Source organism: Furfurilactobacillus curtus (genome assembly GCF_045862785.1).
GTDB lineage: Bacteria > Bacillota > Bacilli > Lactobacillales > Lactobacillaceae > Furfurilactobacillus > Furfurilactobacillus curtus.
The window spans coordinates 76,149-94,530 of the sequence record NZ_BQXO01000001.1; the positions used below are offsets into that span (position 1 = coordinate 76,149).

The window sequence follows — 18,382 nt, forward strand, 5'->3', positions numbered from 1 at the left end:
CTAACTGACGATTAATGAGGAGAACCCATGCAAACAATGGATCAAACAAAATTTGATCGGGTAGTTGTATTAGACTTTGGCAGTCAGTACAATCAGTTGATTACTCGACGAATTCGCGAATTTGGTGTTTATTCTGAATTGAAACCGCACACGATGACGCCAACTCAAATTAAACAGATGGGCGTTAAAGCGATTATTTTTTCCGGTGGTCCCAACAGTGTTTATGCAAAAGACGCGTTGACGGTTGACCCAGCCATCTATGAATTAGGCCTACCGATTCTAGGGATCTGTTACGGCATGCAGTTAATGGCTAAAGACCTGCCTGGTGGCCAAGTGGTGCCAGCTGAGGATAACGGGGACTATGGTCAATCCACCATGCATATCGATGATCAACAGTCGCCACTTTTCAAGGGGATGGCTGCTGATCAGCAGGTGTTGATGAGCCATGGTGATTACGTTAAACAACTGCCCGATGGTTTTGAAAAAATTGGCAGTAGCGCTAATTCACCAGTGGCAGCGATGCAAAATGTCGCGCGGGGTTTTTACGGACTTCAATTTCATCCGGAGGTACGTCTGACTGAACACGGCAACGACATTTTACGCCACTTTGTCTTTGACATTGCTGGCGCCACCGCTAACTGGACGATGAGTGATTTCATCGATATGCAATTGGCCGAGATTAAGCAAACGGTCGGGGATAAGAAGGTCTTATTAGGCTTATCTGGTGGGGTAGATTCCAGTGTGGTCGCTGTATTGTTGCACCAAGCAATCGGCGACCAATTAACCGCCGTGTTTGTTGATCATGGTTTGTTACGTAAAGATGAAGCCCAGCAAGTGCTCGATAGTCTACAAGGCAAGTTTGGTGTGAATATCGTCGCAGTTGATGCCAGTGATCGTTTCTTAGGAAAACTAGCCGGGGTAACGGATCCTGAAACCAAACGAAAGATTATCGGTAAGGAATTTATTGAGGTCTTCAGTGACGAAGCCCGCAAGTTAGATGGGGTCGACTTCCTTGCCCAAGGCACGTTGTACACGGATGTGATTGAATCCGGTACGGATACCGCGCAGACGATTAAATCCCATCATAATGTCGGTGGTCTTCCAGAAGACCTGCACTTTAAACTGATTGAACCGTTAAATAAGCTGTTTAAAGATGAAGTGCGTAAGCTTGGCGAAGAGCTCGGTATGCCTCATGAACTCGTGTGGCGGCAACCGTTCCCAGGTCCAGGATTAGCAATTCGGGTGCTCGGCGCAGTCACCCCAGCCAAGTTGACACTGGTACGCGAATCAGATGCGATTTTGCGTGCTGAATTTGCCGCTGCTGGCTTGGATGAGACTGTTTGGCAATATTTCACCGCTTTACCTGGCATTCAAAGTGTCGGCGTGATGGGCGATGGACGGACGTACGACGAAGCCATCGTGATTCGAGCCGTCACCAGTGTCGACGGCATGACCGCCGAATTTGCTGAAGTTCCTTGGACGGTGCTTGGTAAGGTATCAGCTCGCATTGTCAATGAAGTACCAGGGGTGAACCGCGTCCTGTATGATATTACAGGCAAGCCACCGGCAACGATTGAGTACGAATAGAATGTAAAATAAACAGCCATTATCTGTGGGTAACTATCCTTAGATAATGGCTGTTTTTCGATTGTCTAGCTATTCTCAAATTTGATAGTTTCGTATATTTTAGTACCGATTTTTGGGAGAAAATCTGGGAGATTTATTTTAAAGCATTTTCTCCCAGATGTATCGCTTGATTCCGTCCATAACATGCAACATGCCAGCCTCTGTTCCACGGGTGTACTCTTCTGTCATCTGAACATGTTTATGGCCTAACCAGTGCATGACGTCCATTTGGTGAAATAACCTTGTAGGCGGCCTTTTGACCAACTCGAATAATTTCTGGGAACCATCTACGCGATTTTTAGGGCAAATGTAATGATCGCTTAGTAAGAGGTCCTGATTAGTTTTGTTCTCAACTACTAATTGTGTTGTCCAATCTGCCATATCAATTTTTCCTTTTTTGAGGAGAAATTTGCTACCAAGCTGGCCAGCTTGCTCACTAAAATCTTATCAATCTCAGTATAGCAGCATTTTGGAGGGCGATAATTTGGCAATCTATATCGAAACACTACTTCCAGACATTGACCGAAAGCAGATCACTGCTGATGTTCGTCAATTATTCAGCAAATATTTTTAGTGGTTTCGGCGGTATGTAAATGAGGACTTGACCGCGCTAAAATCGCCGGTAAGTGATGACATGCCTAAATTACCTAGTTTTCGCAATACCGCAGAAGAAAGCATTAGTCGGCAATTAGTTGCACAGGCTGTGTATGACGAAGTTGTATGGTCAATTGACAGTTGTAAGCGACCAAGCAAAAAATTCTTATGGCATGTTATCTGTATGATGTGGCAGACTTTGATGTCCAGTCTAAGATGAATGTTGAACACACTCGTTACAACAAGCTAAAAACGAATGCATTAGTAAAGTTTGCTGCTGTGTTTGACAAGTATAGTTCCGAGTATGACCTTCACGTCTATAAAAAAGTGGACTTTTAGCGGATAAAGAGCGGACAAAAAACGGACTTGAACCGATGTATAGTGATAACGTGACATAGTTAAGGTGAAAACCAGCACAGCATTTCACCCCTTTGCCAGTTCTATTCATTCATGGGAGCGCTGCAACGTTATTGTAACAGTGTTAATTTTATTGTTTAATAAGAGTGAATGAATAAAAGTAAGCGGGGAATAATGAAATGGCAAACGATGTTCTAGGTGAAAAGAAATTTTCAGAAATCAACGTGAACGATTCATTTTTTGATGATTTGCGTGTGAGATATAGGGGATTCAACGAATGGTTTCTGAAAAAAAGTAAAGCTAATGAGAAAGCTCTCACTGTATTTGATGGGGACAAGCTTATTGCGTTTTTGTATTTAAAAACCGAGGAAGGTGATGACGATACTATTGATCCAGATATCTCGACCTATAAAAAGAGGCTGAAGGTTGGAACCTTTAAGGTTGAATCTCATGGTACTGTTCTTGGAAATAGATTGATTTCATTTCTTTTACATCGCTTTATTGAAGGGAATTATGATGCTTGTTACGTTACTATGTATGATAATTTGGAGTATTTAAAAGACTTATTTACGCGCTACGGTTTTAGACAATATGGTGTTAGACGTGACACGGGAGAAACAGTGCTGGTTAGGGACTTAGCTGTAATGGAAACTATATCAAAAAACTTTCCACGCTTTAATTTGCTTGGAACAAAGTATCTTCTTTCCATTTTACCGAAGTTTCATACTGCATTATTTCCAGAATCTCGCCTAAATAATGAAGGTGCTTTTAAAACTGAAGATGTATCGGAAACAAATTCGATCGAAAAAACCTACCTGACTAACATGAGAGAAGTGCGAAATGCTTGTTCTGGAGATAAATTGATTATTTATAGAACCGCAAATGGCGGAAGTGCTGAGTATACTTCTGTTGCAACTTCAGTATGTACAGTCACCGATAATAGGGATATTAGCGAATTTACATCTTTTGAAGCTTTTAAAGCGTATGTTACTAAGCAGTCAATTTTCTCAGAAACGGAGCTTCGTGATTTTTGGCAGAATCGGAGGTATCCAATTATTCTTAGATTTCAGTACGATGTTGCTCTTAAGCATAGGGTAAATAGGCATGACCTAATTGAAATCTGTGGTTTAGATCGAAATGGTTATCCAGGATTTATGGCGTTAGATAATGCCGTATTTTCAAATGTGTTGCGAGAGGGGAGACTCAATGAAAGCTTTATTATCGATTAAACCAGAATTTGTCAGCCGAATAAAAGATGGAGAAAAGAGATTTGAGTTCCGTAAAATACAATTTAAGCAACCGGTTCAAACGATCGTGGTATACGCTACAAGACCACTCGGAAAAGTTGTTGGGGAGTTTACAGTAAAAAATGTTTTGGCTGACAAACCGGAAATGATATGGGATGCTACAAAAGATGGAGCAGGTGTAAGCAAAACCTTTTTTGATGAGTATTATGAAAACCATAAGGTTGCTGTTGCCATAGAAATTGGAGATTTTTTCTCTTATAAAAAACCAATGTCCTTGACCGATTTTGATGAGTCTCTTTCGGTTGCTCCTCAATCATTCTGTTATTTGGGTAGTTGAAATACGATTAATCTCAGAAAAATTGGATAGTAGATGAGGTACTTTGAAACAAAAGAATATAACACCGCAACAGCGGAATTTTGTGGATGAGTATGGTATCTTCGGAAAAATGGTTGAAACAGCAATTAAAGCGAGGTTGGCTAGCAGAACTACGTCCCTTGGGACGTAGTTATTTTGTCCACATAGAGTGCGCTTTAAACTTAACCAGTAGGGGGTTAGGAAGCCCAATGTGCAGTTAATCATATTCGACCTCCACCACCGAGCCTGACGACTACTCGGTGGCTTTTACATATCAAAAATTCGAAAGTTGAGGCATCGTTATGAGGAACATTTAAGAAGAGCTAATTAAGGAGTTACACGCACTTAACGTGAAGTATAATCACCGTGATTTGATGCGTAAACAGCTTCGAGCAGTGGATCTCTATGTACAAATTCGAATGCACATCGATGATTTGTGTTAAATGAACAATGGGTAAGATAGGATTCAGCTATATGACGAGGCGAGAAGCTGAAATCATTGGCCGGTTATGCAAACAGCATAAGAAAACCGATTCAGCCTAGTTCTGATGAGCGACGTCTTAACAGGCCTAAATTAGAACTTGGCACAAGCAGGATAAGAAATCCGAAGGTACAATTGGGCGTGAAAGGGTGTGAATAAATATGTATCGAATTGATGTAACTGAATATCCTAGTGGAGAAAATCCGCATGAGAGTATTGATATAGAAAGCATTGAAAAATTTCAATCACTGATAAATAAGATCAATAAGGAGTTTGGTAAAAACCGTGTCGATGTGTCGGACGTAACCAATGGTATTTCAACTGGCGACCGAGAATTCTATGAAGTTGACTTGATGAGACGGACTGGTAAGCACTTATATGATATGTGCGTTCATTATGAATATATTAAGGATTCAGGTATTATGGCAATTTTGCAAGGAACTCGAGATTAAATGATTAACGCTCGTGAGTTGGGCGTTTTTTTTGTCCAACAAATGATAGGGGTGTGGTGATATGTAATGACACTGAGCAAAAAAAACAACGTAAGTTTGCCCGTCAGTATTCCAAACTCTTCTAAAAATTATTATCAACGCTACTTGACGAAAACAAAAAATGATGTTGGTTTTTACCAACACCAGAAAGTACAGAGCCATTCAAATTTGATGATTTGTGGTTCCAAAAATGTAGTTATGCAAATTGAGGTTTAGATGTTAATGGTGACAGGCAAGATTACTGTTTTAGACTAATTAGTCGCCAGTTTGCCTATTTTGATTTTCAATAATGTCGTTTGCTTGTTCAATAACCGATATAAACTGTAGGACACTCTCCATTTGTGCGTCAGTTAAACCACCCATCTTAAATGGTAGATTGTCAGATATTCCTAATAAGTAATCAGAAGATGTATCTAGAATCGTGCAAAGTTTAACAAAAGTCTCCAGTGTTGGATAAGACAGTCCTTGTTCATAACTAGAGACTGTTCCTTTGCTAACGTTAAGACGTTTTGCAAGATCTAACTGAGTTAAGCGTTTTGATTTTCGTACTGCTTTCATTCTTTCACCAAAATAATCAATTGGCATTGCATCACCCTCGGTACAGGGTAGCAAAAGCATGTACGTAAAAATCCTGTATTTAATACATAAAATATTGACACTTTTGTCTAATTTTACTACCATAAGGTGTATTAAATACCAGAATAAATGGTATTTATGTTTTTGACTGAATTTTGAATATCAAGTCAGATAAGTGTCGAAAATCAAATTGGGTGGTTTATTAGACTCACGCATACGAGGAGCAATAATAATGATAAAACGAGCGAGTCAGCACGTATTTCTTCTATCCACAGCAATCCTAGCCGGTGTCAGTTTGACAAGTATTAATTTGTCACCGATTCACGCTGCTACTGTTTCCGTTACGGCTAATACTGTGCAAACCGATACATTAACAACTGCAAAACAAGACGCTACTTCGGCCCAAAGTGCAGTTGACGTCATTACAAATAATTCTGTTATTGCCAGTCAGATGGCAGCAAGTGCTGCTTCGACGTTGACTGAGGCAGCTTCAGTCCAAGCGGTTTCTAAAGATAACTTAGACCAGGCTAAAGCTTCTGAGAGTAGCGCGCTTAGCATGGCTGATATGGCAACTCCGAGTGCGATCAGTTCCGCTAACGCTGCACTCAGTAGTCAAACTGCAATCAATCAGTCATTGAGTAGTCAAGTTTCAACTGATCAAATCATTGTCAGTGATTACAAAAATAATGTTGCTACTGCTCAATCTGAAGTAGCTGGTGCCCAAGAACGCTCTAATGAAGTTAAGCAATCAGTGGCGGAGGCACAGACAAATGTTGATCAAGCGCAGTCAGCTCTGAAAAATGATGATGGTACTTCTGCCGCTACAAACTTACTTGCAGCTCAGCAGAAGCTCACTTCAGCACAATCCGCAGCCTCATCCGCAAAGGCCACTGTGGATGAGGCAACGGGAGCTGTCAGTGCAGCTACTGATGATGTGAACTTAGCCGAAAACAGTGTCAAGTCAACGAATCAGTCTGTTGATGAGGCCAATAATGTTGCCTCTGCTGCCAACGAAGCGTTGTCGGAAGCACAGGAGCAACTGTCAGCGGCACAAGGACAAAATGGGAGTGACGGTTCAATCAAGATTAATAGTGATTATATAGATGCCTTGAGTGCTCTATATAACGCAAATTTACATAGAGGCGCTATCGATGATGATGAGTACGAGTCACTATTAAAAAATGTGTCAAGTGCTGCGCAGAAGTTGGCAAGCTCTTTTGTTTCTAATTTCGTTCCTTCTCCTGTAGATGAAACTGTTCACATTGATAATGAGACTGATCTAACAAAAGATGTTCTCATTACGCTTTCCACGTACGCAGCTGCACTGATTAATTCAATTCGAAGCCAAGCAGGAATTCTTGGGGTCGTTGTGTCACAGGGCTCAGTAAAATATGCTCAAGATGTTGCTCGTGCTTACGAGGCAGATAACTGGGATTGGTTAACAAGTGGGCATGATTTTGATGCCCTTATTCGTACGGCCCAGGCTAGCGGAATAAATGGTTATGGGGAGGACATGGGCGCAGGATTCACTGTAGGTAGTAAATGGAATTTAACATTAGCAGATTTTAAATCTGCGATTTACAACAATGTCGTGGGAATGTTATTTAGCGATGCTATTTCTAATTGGGGACATTCACTGTCAGTTCTTGGCATTGGGCAATCATCGTTGGCTGTGAAGGAGGGTTTTTCGCAAAGTTTTGGCACTTCCTTCAGTCAATGGATAGGACATTATTCTGATGGTGATAGTTTCACGGATCTGGCCCTGCATTTTGAAATTTTACCAAATCAGTCTATTCCTTTGGACAATCCAAACTTTGATACAACTCAAATTCCTATTCCGCCATTAAAAGAATCGTCAGTTGATCTTACGGCATTAACAAATACTGTTAACGAAAAGCAGACATTAGTTGATAGTGCAACTGCAAAGTTAGCAGAAGCCAAAACTGCTGCTTCTGCGGCGGAAGCAGCTTTAAACTCTGCTCAACAGCAATTGCAAAAAGCTAAATTAGATCAGAATAAAGCCATCACTATTTTGAATACTGCAAATGAAGTGGTTACTCAAGTTAGCGGTGAGGTTGAGACAGCTCAAGATGCTGTTAACGATTTAAGTACCAATGTAACAGATAAGTTGGCTGTGTTAACTTCGGCTAAAAATGCATTAACGTTGGCTCAATCGGAACAGCAAAACGCAGCAAAAGCTTTGTCATCTAAGCAAACACTATTGGATCAAATGCAATCCAAGTTGACTACTGCTGAAACAAAACTGGATCATGATCAGCAGGCTTTGCAAGACGCAATGAGGATGTTAGGAAACGATCAGGAACAGCTGACGGCGCTAACCGATGCTTCCACTAATTTAGCAAATGTTAAAAAAGATGTAATTAAGGCGCAGGTCGCTTATGATCAGGCAACTGCATCACTAATGACAGCCCAAAAGGCTGCTAATACCACCGATGTTGCACAGCAACAATTACAAATTCAATTAGAAAGTGCTCGACAAGTCTTGGCTGCTGCGCAAGCTAAGTTAGAAAAGCTACAGCAACGGGCGACGATGAATCAACAACTTGATATTATGACGACGGATGATCACGATAATAAGCCTGAGCCTGATAAACAAACGACGTTAGCGATGAATTCATTGAGCCAAACATCGTCGACTACTGATTTATCAAGGGTGGAAACACCTTCAAAAGGCTATAGTAAAGCGATTTCAATGATTTCTCCTGCTAAGAAACAAATTGAAAATTTAAATAGTCGACAGTTGCTTAACCCGGACGTTAAACGTGGCCTCCCACACACTAATGTTTCGAATAAAGAATCTAAGTCCATTTTAGCCGTATTTGTTGCTGAAATGATGAGCTTGTTTGGCTTACTCATAGTTGACCGTAAACGGTCAACTATGAGTAAGCACGCACGATATTAGTTAGTTGGTGATACTAACTCGAACCTAATTTAGACGGGGGATAAATAAGATGAGCAAGGAAGAAATTATCGCCTTTTTGGTGCAAAAAAAGAACTTGACGTCTGCAGTTCAGAATGCCCGAGCAGATGTAGCGTCTGCCCAAAAGGATCTTAACAGAGTTAAGAAACGATTTAGAACGATGCTGATTGTTTCATTGCTTATTGCATTGGTTACTTTTACGAGCGGTGAGATGTTTTTGATTTGGGTGATTTTCGTTGGCGTTGTTTGTTATTTTCGTTTTCGGGATGGCAAACGAATCAACACAACATTGCGTGAGGCTACGAGAAATTTAGCCAACGAAGAGCAACAACCAGATTATCAAAAAGGCATGCAAGATTTTCCTCAAAAATTTTATAGTTATTGGACAATCGATCGCCTAATTCATTTAGTGCAAGAAAATCGAGCGACTACTTTACAAGAAGCTTTTAATGTGGCAGAAACTCAAGATTTTCAACATGATCAATTGGCGATTCAACAAGAAAACTTAGCGGTATCTAAATCAACAAATAGTGCGGCAAAAACGTCGGCCATTGCAAACGTATTTACCGCGATGAATACGCGAAGATAAGTAGTATAAGCGTGGACAATCCCATGTCACAAGTCAGTTTGATATGGGATTGTTTTGTGTCGAAAACGATTATTTGTCGCTAAGCAATGGTTAAAACAAATAAGGAGACAATTTACAAATGTCAGAAGGAAAAAACGATAAGTCAAAAAGTAATGGTGCGTTGAACAATTTCAAGCAGCAAGCAGATCAGTTAGCCGACATGGTTAGCCAGAAGACAGGACGAAAAATCACGAGTCGATGGTTGGTTGGCGTGGTTGCCGCCATTGTAGTGGTGATTTTTGTGATTGTTCTGGCGTTACCGAAGCATCTTAGTGGGACGTATGAGTATAGTGAAAAAGGAATCTTTGATGTCAAAACCACTGAATCGTGGACTTTCTCGGGTGGGAAGTTTAGTGAGAAATTCGTCGATGAAGGCCCTAATCCAAATTATGGCATGTCAGGTAAAAAGGGTCTTCATAAAACCAGTACGGAAACCAGCCATATAGCCGGAACTTACAAAATTGATAAAGACAAATTAACCATCGAATCAAATGCCGGCAAGGTTGCGGTTGCCCGATTATCGAAAGATAAAAAATCGTTTGTTTTAACTGGAAATAGCGATCATTTGATCGATTTTCCAAATGGGACTGTTTATAGCAAAAAAGCTGACAAGTAGCAAGACTAATTGACTAAATGTAGGAGCTTCAAAATGAAAAAAATAGTAATCGGAATGGTAGGACTACTCACCTTATTGACCCTGTCAGCCTGTGGACAGGGCCATCAGAAGGCAAGCAATCCGTCCCAGCCAACAAGTTCAAAAAAGACAATGAAGAAGGCTGCAACGCCTAAAGTGACAATGGACCTAGCACAAATCAAGGCAGGCAATTATAAGAGCCTTAAAGGAACTTGGACAGAAATTTCGACAACGGATAATGAACGCATCAGTGGGGGTAAACAGTCATTAACGGATACACTGACGATTTCTAACCATGTCATTTCAAACAATGGTAAACCTTTGCTGCAGGGCGATATTCTGTTTGATCAAGATGAACAACACCAAGTGATTTTTAAAACTAACAATAATGTACTTACTGGGACATTGGCAGATCAAAATGTTCCGATCAACTGGTCGGTAACCTTTTATCCCGTTGGCACAACGAGTCAGTATCAAGCCGATAGTAAAGGTAAAAATACCAAAAATTTAATTGTTGTTTGGACGAGTAATAATTCGTATACTCAAGTTTTTGCTCAAGCAGTCAACGGAAAGCATTCGACAAAGCCGACAACTAAGCAATCTGACAGCTCAAGCCAAGCTGCTTCAAGTCAGCAACCGACTGACAAGACAGCGGGACAATCAGCGATTGATTTATCACAAATTGGCGCTAATAATTTCGCCAGCCTAGTCGGTACTTGGAAAAACACTGCTGGTCAAACGATTGTCGTGACTGATCAAGTAGCGACTAAACCAGCTGGATCAAGTGCTACCTTTGACAAAGGAGCCGTCGTGAGCGGACAAGATCACGATGGTTACCCAACCGTGATTGCTAGCGGATCGGTTAGCGATGGTTACATGAATGGTTCGATGGGCTCATTTGATCCCAATATCAAAACGTCACCGTTTCAACCATTAGCCATCGTTCCTAAAGGTGTTCAGCTATCGGCTGGTGATCATTCAGACTCGTCTAAAGATCGGTTGATTGTTGGCGGCATTCAGTCTACTTCAAGTGACGATGTTTATTATCATCAGTGAACTTTATAGTGGCGCTTGGGCTGAGATAAATAAGTTAACAGTCTTTTTCCGTCAGAAATCTTCTCTGATTTTCGGTATACTTAACCTATCCTAAAGAAGTGAGGTTATCTCGATGTATCGAAATAAGGTTTACTTAGCGAGTCCATTTTTCTCTGACGAGCAAAAAGCCCGCCTTGAAACAGTGGTGGCGGTATTGCGGCAGAATCCAACGATCGCTGGCGATGATATTTTTATTCCTCAAGAGCATCAAGAAGAATCGTTGCCGTTTGGTTCCTTTAAGTGGCAAGATGCGGTATTCGCCAGTGATACGCGTCAGGTTAAACGGGCCGATGTGGTGGTTGCCATTTTGGATTATAAACACGAAGATGGCAATCCAGAACCAGATGCCGGTACCATTTTTGAAATCGGGGCCGCCTGGGCGTGGCACATTCCGGTGGTGATGGTGCAATTTAATCCTGAAAATGAATTGAATTTGATGCTGGCGCGGTCATTAACCGCGATGTTTACCGGTGATAAGATTGCGAATGGTTTAGCAACGTACGACTTCAATAATTTGCCAACTCGTTACAGTGATATGAAAGTATTCTAAAAAAATAAACGTTACTAGCCCGTGTCATCCAAGACATCAGTTAGTAGCGTTATTTTTGACTGGTAAAATTAGTGACCATGATGCTGATCCCAAATCATCAGTCCGAGAACGATTAGTAAGATAATCACAACTCCTAATAGTGACTGTACGCCGATGGCTCTGGTCATGACTGTAGAGATGAACGCACCAATTCCAAAGCTGGCGGCCACCCAAAAGCTATCACGTAATAGCAAACGGCTAGTGGCGCGGTCACCGTGTCCAATGAGTAAGTTGAGCAAGGAGGCGCCAACCGTGCGCAAGTTCCCTGTGGTCATCGTTGTATTGTAGGGGTGATTGTTTAGAACTCGGAAAGTGTGAACCTGGAAGGCTGCAAATAGGGATAAGCCACTGGTGACGGCAAGACTGGGTAAAAATGGCAAAAACAGATCGATTAAGAATACGCCAGTTAATTCAGCAATAATGCTGAGCTCTTGCCAGATAATGGCACCTGGGCGATGAAATAATTGCTCAATGACATTAGCTAACCCGGCACCGATTACAAAACACAAAATTGGCACAATGTAGGCCAAAGCCTTGGTTAAATGGCCATCGGCGAGATTAAGCCCTAGTAAGATAACGTTCCCAGATTGAAGACTTGAAAAGACTTCACCATGGAAAATATACGTATAAGCGTCAAGATAACCGCCAACACCAGCGAGTAGCACCCCAGTGATGAGTGATTCATAGATGGGCCGGGATGGTGGGGTAGACGTCTGCATAGCAAGACTTCCTTTCACGCGAAATTTGTTTCACCATGGCTACCATTCTAGTCAGATTGCGTTTCAAATGCGATGATTTGTTCTCATTCATTTGCGTATTAATTTTTCACAAAACCGATACCAGTTGGTGGACAACTTAGCAGACAATCTGTATCCTTATGCCATTGATTGAAAGGACATAGGTCACATGATTACAAATACAGCAGCATTCTTAACCGATTTAAAGAAAATTCTTCGTGGTTCTTTTGATGATGACCAATATTTAGTTGAAGCTGTCGTCAATCGCCTGCAATTGTCTGATACGACGCATTATGAAGTGTCAAAATGGCGAGCCAACGATCATCAGGATCACGAGTTCACCTTTAAACAAAACGAAGACAACACTTATACTTATTTGACGGCTCGTTAATGAATGATTAACTGGTCCCTAATAAAAAGGCCGCTCATTCGATTCCTTAATGAATCGAATGAGCGGTATTTTTATTAATCGGGTTCTATTTGAGCGACATCTAGCAAGTACTTAGGGCTGTTTAGTGGTTTTTGCATTATATTTTCGGTGACGCTGATCCCACCAGAACAAGCCGGCGTACGTGATAAAGGCAAGTAAACTAATCACTAAACCCGCTCTGAATCCGGGAGTGACATAGGTCAAACGGATTTTATGATGACCAGGCGCAAGTGTCACCGCGCTTAAATTATGAGCAACCCGTTGAATCGGTTGTTGCCGACCATCTACGCTGACTTGCCAACCAGGATCATACGGAATGCTCAGGAACAAAAGTGGCTTATCTTTCGGCATGTCAATTGTGCCATGCAATCGATCTGGTCGCCAATGCGGCGTTAGTTGAAGGGTATGACGATGAAGCTGTTCAACAGAAGTCGAAAATTTATCAGCATCTAATGTCTTCACCCAACGTTCCGGATGGCTGATTAGGTGTTTAGAACTTACTTTCAATTGAAATGATTGTCCCTTGCGGAATCGACCTAACGATAATACCGCTTCAGAGGAAACACTTAGCTTGGTTTGCTTTTTTGTCTGATTGACGCGAATATTGGCGCTATCGACGGGAACATGGGGCAAGTACATATAAATAGGGCCGCTGGTTTGGGGCCGCAACGTGAAGGTATAATTGTAATGATCGACCGCTTGTTTTACCGTGGTTTGTTGCACCTCGACTGAGCGGAAGTAGTCTGTTTTACGACCAGTGATACCCTGCCACAAGTGATTTTGATTCGACAAGGCTTCGTGTGGCTTCAAAGTTACGTTTAATAAAGACTGGTTAGCCGCAAATCCTAACGGTAAAGCGTTTGGCAATGTAATCAGATCGTAGTCGTGCGGAGTCATACTCAACAAATAGCGAACCGCAAATAAGGTGTTGGTTAATTCTGTACTACCAGCTGAGCTAATCCGTCGTTCATTTTTACTATAGAATCCTAAGCGTTGTAAGGTAAGGCGTGTAGACTCGTTGAGGGTGGAACTGTATAGGTCAATACCATAGCTGTTAAACAATAGTGGATCATTGTAGTTGTTATAAACTTCGCCATAAGCAGCGTTCAATAATGAGTTCTGATTATCCACCCGGTAAAAAGCGTTTGTCTGTTGAATTTTTTTGAAATAGCGCTGTTCAATTGCAAAGTTACGTTGGTAGCGGGCTTGATTACCCAACTTGGCAGGGGCTAAGCCAAAATAAAAGTTAGCTCCTAATTCAAGTAACGTTAGTGCCGTTAAACTAAGGACGACCAGCCACCGTTTACCGTGAGATTGTCGTTTTAAAAGCCACCAGGCGAAAATCAACCCTAGGCTACTAATCAGCCAATAGATGGGACTAACGTAATAACTAGCGAGTGCGTCGCTTCGTCGCACGATGGGTTGCGCGATGATTGCCGTGATGTACCCGATCGCTAGTAGACTTAATCCGATGATTAAATTCCGAAATAAGTGGCGCTGATCGGTAAATGTATGGGCTTGCCAACTTTCATAAGCACACAATAACACGATGAAACTGAAAAAGTACGCATTTCGAAATGGGAATCCATTAGGTTGTTGCATCATGTGCCAGATGGTATTGAACAAAGTGATAAACATACTAATCGCCAGTGTTGCAAGTAAACCACCTAACGCCCACTTATGTCGCCGACCAATATTTTTTGCCGTAAAAAAGCCGAGACATAAAAGGATTGCCAAACTGCCTAAGTAGATGCTTGGATCATGTTCTAACCGTGCCGGGTAGTCAGCAGCGTTCATGCCAAGTTGTGCCAGTGCTTCGGGGCCAAACTGAGGGAGCGGTAAGAATGCCTTGACCGACAGGCTTTGTTTGCTCGTTCTCAACATACCCAATAGCGTGGGGTAAAGCACCACCAGCGAGCTCAGGCCACTTAAAATAGAGATCGTTAGATAGTGACCAATCAAACGCCGATGTGTTTGCCAATAAAGTCGCCAGGTGATACGACGTGGTGTCTGATCAAATTGCAAATAGATGAAGAAACAGAGCGAAAAAAGGCAGGTCATATAACCAAGATAATAGTTGGTGATAATGGTGGCCCATAACGCAAAAAAGTACAGCCGTGAATCGCGACCAGCCACAAGTGATCGTAGGCCTAGTGTCACCAACGGCAGTAGAATCAAAGCATCGAGCCACATGATGTCATAAAAATAGGTTGCCACAAAGCCACTCAAAGCAAATATGCTGGAAAAGAGTAAGTTTGACCAATTCGTATTGTGGTAGACTCGCCGCAGATAATAAGCGGTACTCAAGCCGATACTGCCGATTTTAAGGAGGATGATATACGTAACCGCCAGCGGGACCTGACTCGCCGGGAAAAAGAAAAGAATCAGGTTAAAGGGGCTTAACATGTAATAAGCAACTAATGGAAAAGCGTTATCACCTAAGGATAGGCTAAAAGAATAGAAAGAAAATTGGCCGGTTGTGATCACATGTCGAAATTGCGTCAACCAAGCAACATATTGGGTCCCCATATCGCTGATGAGTAAATTATGGGAGCCAAAGGGAGCAATTCCTAAGCAAGCAAAAACAATGCTCACCACTACCATTGGTAGCAGGAACGATCCTAGATCATAGTAAAAGCGTTTTTGTCCGTAGCGATTCATCATTGCATAAATTTCCTTTAGTGCCCGTTTATTTTTCTTCTTTAACGATGTAAATCGGGCGATGTTTACTTTCTAGATAGAGTCGCCCGACATAGCGGCCCAAAATACCTAAACAGAAAAGTTGAATTCCGCCGATGAGTAGCATAATGCTGACCATCGATGGCCAGCCGGCGACGGAACCGCCAAAGAAGAGCGCCCGGACGACAATAAAGATAATGGCAACGATTGCCAGTAAAAATGAAACCATGCCTGTAAAAGAGGCAATCGATAATGGTGCCTCAGAAAAGTCCACGATTCCTTCAAGTGAGTAGCTAAATAGCTGAAAGAACGACCAGTGAGTATCACCGGCGACGCGATCTTGATTTTCAAACTCTAAATACTTGGTGTTGAAGCCAACCCAACTGAAAATTCCCTTGGAGAAACGATTGACTTCTGCCATGGATAAGATCGCGTTAACCACTTGTCGCGTCATTAAGCGATAATCTCGCGCACCATTGACAATATGGGTTTGCGAGATGCGATTAATGAGCCGGTAAAACATGTTGCTAAAAAAAGAGCGTATCGGCGGTTCACCTTGCCGGTCCACGCGTCGAGCACCGACAATATCATAGCCGTCATCGAGAATGCCATCCACCATTTGCAGTAGGAGTTCTGGTGGATCCTGTAAATCGACATCCATAACTGCAACATAATCACCACTGGCATGTTGTAGGCCGGCATATAAGGCAGCCTCTTTACCAAAGTTGCGGGAAAAAGAAACATAATGGACGTGTTGAGGGTCGTTTTGTTGCAAGTTGCGTAGTTCTGGTAATGACTTGTCAGTCGAGCCATCGTTGATAAACCAGTACTCTGGTTGAAATGTCGGGTGTTGCTGCTTAAGTTGAGCAAATATCTTTTCGACCGCTGGATAAAATAGCGGGATACTAGCTTCTTCGTTGTAGCAAGGGACAATAATTGAAAGAATCTGAGTTGACACGATAGGGCTCCTTTATCAGCAAAAAAGTGATTTTGCGTATGTAATCTACCATCATTATAAACAACTGGTCCCTGAAGCGGACGTTTTTCCACAATTAAATCGTGTTAAATGATTACGAGCAAATTAAATAACAATGATTAAACGGCTTATTGTTATTACCAATGTAATTGCCAACTAATGTTAGAAAAGCAAATTTAAGGGCTTGACCAAAGTTGCGAGTAAAAATGGTTGTGTTTAATTATGAAAGCCCTTACAGTAGCGGATAGGTGATTGTTGTTCTTTCATGTTGAACACACAAATGGAGGTCAGACAGATGGCAGTTGAAGGTTCTTTATATCATACCCGCGTCGTAAATGAAAATGGACTAGTTGGTCAGAGCTTTGTGGAGGGGAATGAAGGATTATCGATCGGAGTTAGTAGCTCATTGATCAAGGCAGCGGGGGCCAACCCGGAACAATTTGTTGGTTTTGCCTTGAGTACTTGTTTTAATGCGACGTTGCGATTAGTTGAACAGCAACGTGGCTTGGCTCAAGATACGGAGGTTTTAACCCAAGTCGATATTTTGAAAGACACGTTAGGCTACAAATTCATCGTGGCTGCTCAAGTTATGTTTCCAAATGCGAACGAAGTGGATGCGCAGTCAATTTTGGCTGATGCATTGAACCAGTGCCCCGTAGCAAAACTGCTGAAAGATAACGATAACGTTAATTTTAGAATCGTCGACAAGTTTGGTGATATTAGTACGAATTATGGTGAATAGTGCCGATTTCATCTTGAAAAAGTAAAACGCTCATTGCCACCAGCCCAATGCTGACGACGATGAGCGTTTTACTTTACATTTAGTCAAAACAGCCTAGACTGGTGGTTCGAGCTTGACGAAGTATTCAGAAAGAAGGTGGCAACCATGAATCAGCAAGAGGTTATTCGTGGCGATTGGAACGTCGAAACATGGCAACAACATCATTGGGTCGTCATTATGCGTGGCGTTACTTATGAAATTGCTAAACGGGCCGTCGATCAAATTGCCCCAGCCCAGCAGACCCGTTATCGCATCCACTATGTTAATCAGCCAGGCACCGAGCTAGCATATCCAGCATAAGGACTGTTGTCGATATTTAAGTTAGTTTATTCTTGCCGCCTTGACGTTTAGTCAGGGCGATTTTTTTGTTGGCAAGTAACGTCATTATTGCTGACTTGTCTGTGCTCAGAATCACTCACCTGGTTACGCCCTGAGTTTTATTAGCAGTGGGCTTGTACCTGACGTGCTTTCAGGTTACGATAACGATACTTAAATAATTGTTGAACCGAGTGAGACACTCAGAAAGGATGTTCTTGTGACACCACAATTCCTGAAAACGATGCTCGATGGTCATTTAGGCCAGATTTTCGCCACAGCGGCAGATATAGAAGCAGCGGCAGGTCAGATTGCCCGTCAAATTGACGATGCTACCTGGCAAACGCCGCCATTGCTGATCGGCGTGATGAAAGGTGCCGCGCAATGGACGCTGGCAGTCAGCCAACAGCTGACGATTCAGGCAGATTTGGATTTCGTTGCTGTCAGCAGCTATACTGGAACTAAGCAATCTCTACCTAAATTGACGCAAGCACCAACGCTTTCAGTTACAAATCGGCATGTTATTTTGCTGGATGAAATCATTGATAGTGGTGTCACGTTGGCCTTTTTGATTGATTGGCTACATGAACAGCAGGTTGCCAGTATTCAAACTGCGGTTATGGTTAATAAGCCGGTTGCCCGTCAACGTGCCGTGGCACTGGACTATGTTGGTTTTACCTTGCCAGATGTGTGGCTAGTCGGTTACGGCATGGACTTAGATGGTGCTTATCGGAACTTACCAGTAATTGCTGAATATAAGACATCTACGTCAGTATCAACGGCGGACGTGTAAAAAGCTGTTCATTTCTACTTTTTTATTTTAATAAAAAAACGATTCGTCACTTTGTCA

The 18,382-nt window shown here is 42.1% G+C and carries 18 protein-coding genes; 13 read left to right on the forward strand and 5 right to left on the reverse strand.

The genetic code is table 11. From position 1 onward, the window contains the following. The first annotated feature begins 27 nt into the window (after positions 1–27). Positions 28–1,587 carry a glutamine-hydrolyzing GMP synthase gene (gene guaA, locus ACKTR2_RS00510; protein WP_407882018.1) on the forward strand — a complete coding sequence of 520 codons (1,560 nt, stop codon included), beginning with the start codon at positions 28–30 and terminating at the stop codon, positions 1,585–1,587. A 138-nt stretch (positions 1,588–1,725) separates the two neighbouring features. Here guaA and ACKTR2_RS00515 read toward each other — a convergent pair whose 3' ends face one another. Beyond that, on the reverse strand, positions 1,726–2,007 hold the full coding sequence (locus ACKTR2_RS00515) for a hypothetical protein (RefSeq protein ID WP_407882019.1): 282 nt from the start codon (positions 2,005–2,007) through the stop codon (positions 1,726–1,728). A gap of 749 nt (positions 2,008–2,756) precedes the next feature. On the opposite strand from ACKTR2_RS00515, the gene ACKTR2_RS00520 reads away from it, so the two are divergent. From ACKTR2_RS00520 to ACKTR2_RS00530, 3 genes are all read left to right on the forward strand, one after another. Further along, positions 2,757–3,806, forward strand: coding sequence for a hypothetical protein (locus tag ACKTR2_RS00520; RefSeq protein WP_407882021.1), 1,050 nt, complete (start codon positions 2,757–2,759; stop codon positions 3,804–3,806). Continuing rightward, positions 3,784–4,161 carry an ASCH domain-containing protein gene (locus ACKTR2_RS00525; protein ID WP_407882023.1) on the forward strand — a complete coding sequence of 126 codons (378 nt, stop codon included), beginning with the start codon at positions 3,784–3,786 and terminating at the stop codon, positions 4,159–4,161. The genes ACKTR2_RS00520 and ACKTR2_RS00525 overlap by 23 nt, the downstream gene beginning before the upstream one ends. A 660-nt stretch (positions 4,162–4,821) precedes the next feature. Next, positions 4,822–5,112 carry a hypothetical protein gene (locus ACKTR2_RS00530; RefSeq protein WP_407882025.1) on the forward strand — a complete coding sequence of 97 codons (291 nt, stop codon included), beginning with the start codon at positions 4,822–4,824 and terminating at the stop codon, positions 5,110–5,112. A gap of 294 nt (positions 5,113–5,406) precedes the next feature. Here the strand turns inward: ACKTR2_RS00530 and ACKTR2_RS00535 are convergent, their stop codons facing one another. Then, positions 5,407–5,736, reverse strand: a complete 330-nt coding sequence (locus ACKTR2_RS00535) for a helix-turn-helix domain-containing protein (protein WP_407882026.1) — start codon at positions 5,734–5,736, stop codon at positions 5,407–5,409. 223 nt (positions 5,737–5,959) lie between these two features. Between ACKTR2_RS00535 and ACKTR2_RS00540 the strand changes: the two genes are divergently transcribed. The 5 genes from ACKTR2_RS00540 to ACKTR2_RS00560 all read left to right on the forward strand — a co-directional run bounded on the left by ACKTR2_RS00540 (position 5,960) and on the right by ACKTR2_RS00560 (position 11,575). Beyond that, entirely contained in the window at positions 5,960–8,650 is a 2,691-nt protein-coding gene (locus tag ACKTR2_RS00540; protein ID WP_407882028.1) for an SEC10/PgrA surface exclusion domain-containing protein, read from the forward strand. A gap of 49 nt (positions 8,651–8,699) precedes the next feature. Next, on the forward strand, positions 8,700–9,257 hold the full coding sequence (locus ACKTR2_RS00545) for a hypothetical protein (RefSeq protein WP_407882030.1): 558 nt from the start codon (positions 8,700–8,702) through the stop codon (positions 9,255–9,257). 118 nt (positions 9,258–9,375) lie between these two features. Further along, a complete protein-coding gene (locus ACKTR2_RS00550; RefSeq protein WP_407882032.1) occupies positions 9,376–9,912 on the forward strand; it encodes a hypothetical protein in 537 nt (178 codons plus the stop codon). Positions 9,913–9,945: 33 nt separating this feature from the next. Further along, complete coding sequence (locus ACKTR2_RS00555; protein ID WP_407882033.1) at positions 9,946–10,986, forward strand: DUF6287 domain-containing protein; 1,041 nt, start codon at positions 9,946–9,948, stop codon at positions 10,984–10,986. 112 nt (positions 10,987–11,098) lie between these two features. Next, positions 11,099–11,575 carry a nucleoside 2-deoxyribosyltransferase gene (locus tag ACKTR2_RS00560; protein ID WP_407882035.1) on the forward strand — a complete coding sequence of 159 codons (477 nt, stop codon included), beginning with the start codon at positions 11,099–11,101 and terminating at the stop codon, positions 11,573–11,575. A 68-nt stretch (positions 11,576–11,643) separates the two neighbouring features. On the opposite strand, the gene ACKTR2_RS00565 is transcribed toward ACKTR2_RS00560, so the two are convergent. Beyond that, positions 11,644–12,333, reverse strand: a complete 690-nt coding sequence (locus tag ACKTR2_RS00565) for a YoaK family protein (RefSeq protein WP_407882036.1) — start codon at positions 12,331–12,333, stop codon at positions 11,644–11,646. A gap of 187 nt (positions 12,334–12,520) precedes the next feature. On the opposite strand from ACKTR2_RS00565, the gene ACKTR2_RS00570 reads away from it, so the two are divergent. Continuing rightward, positions 12,521–12,742: a hypothetical protein gene (locus tag ACKTR2_RS00570; RefSeq protein WP_407882038.1), complete on the forward strand. Its 222-nt coding sequence runs from the start codon at positions 12,521–12,523 to the stop codon at positions 12,740–12,742. Between the two features lie 111 nt (positions 12,743–12,853). Here the strand turns inward: ACKTR2_RS00570 and ACKTR2_RS00575 are convergent, their stop codons facing one another. After that, positions 12,854–15,445: a YfhO family protein gene (locus ACKTR2_RS00575; RefSeq protein WP_407882039.1), complete on the reverse strand. Its 2,592-nt coding sequence runs from the start codon at positions 15,443–15,445 to the stop codon at positions 12,854–12,856. Between the two features lie 25 nt (positions 15,446–15,470). Then, complete coding sequence (locus tag ACKTR2_RS00580) at positions 15,471–16,418, reverse strand: glycosyltransferase (RefSeq protein ID WP_407882041.1); 948 nt, start codon at positions 16,416–16,418, stop codon at positions 15,471–15,473. A gap of 313 nt (positions 16,419–16,731) precedes the next feature. Here ACKTR2_RS00580 and ACKTR2_RS00585 point away from each other — a divergent pair, with 313 nt between their 5' ends. The 3 genes from ACKTR2_RS00585 to ACKTR2_RS00595 all read left to right on the forward strand — a co-directional run bounded on the left by ACKTR2_RS00585 (position 16,732) and on the right by ACKTR2_RS00595 (position 18,325). Beyond that, positions 16,732–17,178 (forward strand): OsmC family protein, encoded by a 447-nt coding sequence (locus tag ACKTR2_RS00585; protein WP_407882043.1) that lies wholly within the window; start codon positions 16,732–16,734, stop codon positions 17,176–17,178. A gap of 144 nt (positions 17,179–17,322) precedes the next feature. Next, positions 17,323–17,517 (forward strand): hypothetical protein, encoded by a 195-nt coding sequence (locus ACKTR2_RS00590; protein ID WP_407882044.1) that lies wholly within the window; start codon positions 17,323–17,325, stop codon positions 17,515–17,517. Positions 17,518–17,752: 235 nt separating this feature from the next. Next, on the forward strand, positions 17,753–18,325 hold the full coding sequence (locus tag ACKTR2_RS00595; RefSeq protein ID WP_407882046.1) for a phosphoribosyltransferase: 573 nt from the start codon (positions 17,753–17,755) through the stop codon (positions 18,323–18,325). Positions 18,326–18,382 lie beyond the last annotated feature (57 nt).

Bases quoted from the DNA above. Each gene is read 5' to 3' on its own strand.
- guaA (WP_407882018.1), top strand. From the start codon at position 28: ATGCAAACAATGGATCAAACAAAATTTGATCGGGTAGTTGTATTAGAC.
- ACKTR2_RS00515 (WP_407882019.1), bottom strand. From the start codon at position 2,007: ATGGCAGATTGGACAACACAATTAGTAGTTGAGAACAAAACTAATCAG.
- ACKTR2_RS00520 (WP_407882021.1), top strand. From the start codon at position 2,757: ATGGCAAACGATGTTCTAGGTGAAAAGAAATTTTCAGAAATCAACGTG.
- ACKTR2_RS00525 (WP_407882023.1), top strand. From the start codon at position 3,784: ATGAAAGCTTTATTATCGATTAAACCAGAATTTGTCAGCCGAATAAAA.
- ACKTR2_RS00530 (WP_407882025.1), top strand. From the start codon at position 4,822: ATGTATCGAATTGATGTAACTGAATATCCTAGTGGAGAAAATCCGCAT.
- ACKTR2_RS00535 (WP_407882026.1), bottom strand. From the start codon at position 5,736: ATGCCAATTGATTATTTTGGTGAAAGAATGAAAGCAGTACGAAAATCA.
- ACKTR2_RS00540 (WP_407882028.1), top strand. From the start codon at position 5,960: ATGATAAAACGAGCGAGTCAGCACGTATTTCTTCTATCCACAGCAATC.
- ACKTR2_RS00545 (WP_407882030.1), top strand. From the start codon at position 8,700: ATGAGCAAGGAAGAAATTATCGCCTTTTTGGTGCAAAAAAAGAACTTG.
- ACKTR2_RS00550 (WP_407882032.1), top strand. From the start codon at position 9,376: ATGTCAGAAGGAAAAAACGATAAGTCAAAAAGTAATGGTGCGTTGAAC.
- ACKTR2_RS00555 (WP_407882033.1), top strand. From the start codon at position 9,946: ATGAAAAAAATAGTAATCGGAATGGTAGGACTACTCACCTTATTGACC.
- ACKTR2_RS00560 (WP_407882035.1), top strand. From the start codon at position 11,099: ATGTATCGAAATAAGGTTTACTTAGCGAGTCCATTTTTCTCTGACGAG.
- ACKTR2_RS00565 (WP_407882036.1), bottom strand. From the start codon at position 12,333: ATGCAGACGTCTACCCCACCATCCCGGCCCATCTATGAATCACTCATC.
- ACKTR2_RS00570 (WP_407882038.1), top strand. From the start codon at position 12,521: ATGATTACAAATACAGCAGCATTCTTAACCGATTTAAAGAAAATTCTT.
- ACKTR2_RS00575 (WP_407882039.1), bottom strand. From the start codon at position 15,445: ATGATGAATCGCTACGGACAAAAACGCTTTTACTATGATCTAGGATCG.
- ACKTR2_RS00585 (WP_407882043.1), top strand. From the start codon at position 16,732: ATGGCAGTTGAAGGTTCTTTATATCATACCCGCGTCGTAAATGAAAAT.
- ACKTR2_RS00590 (WP_407882044.1), top strand. From the start codon at position 17,323: ATGAATCAGCAAGAGGTTATTCGTGGCGATTGGAACGTCGAAACATGG.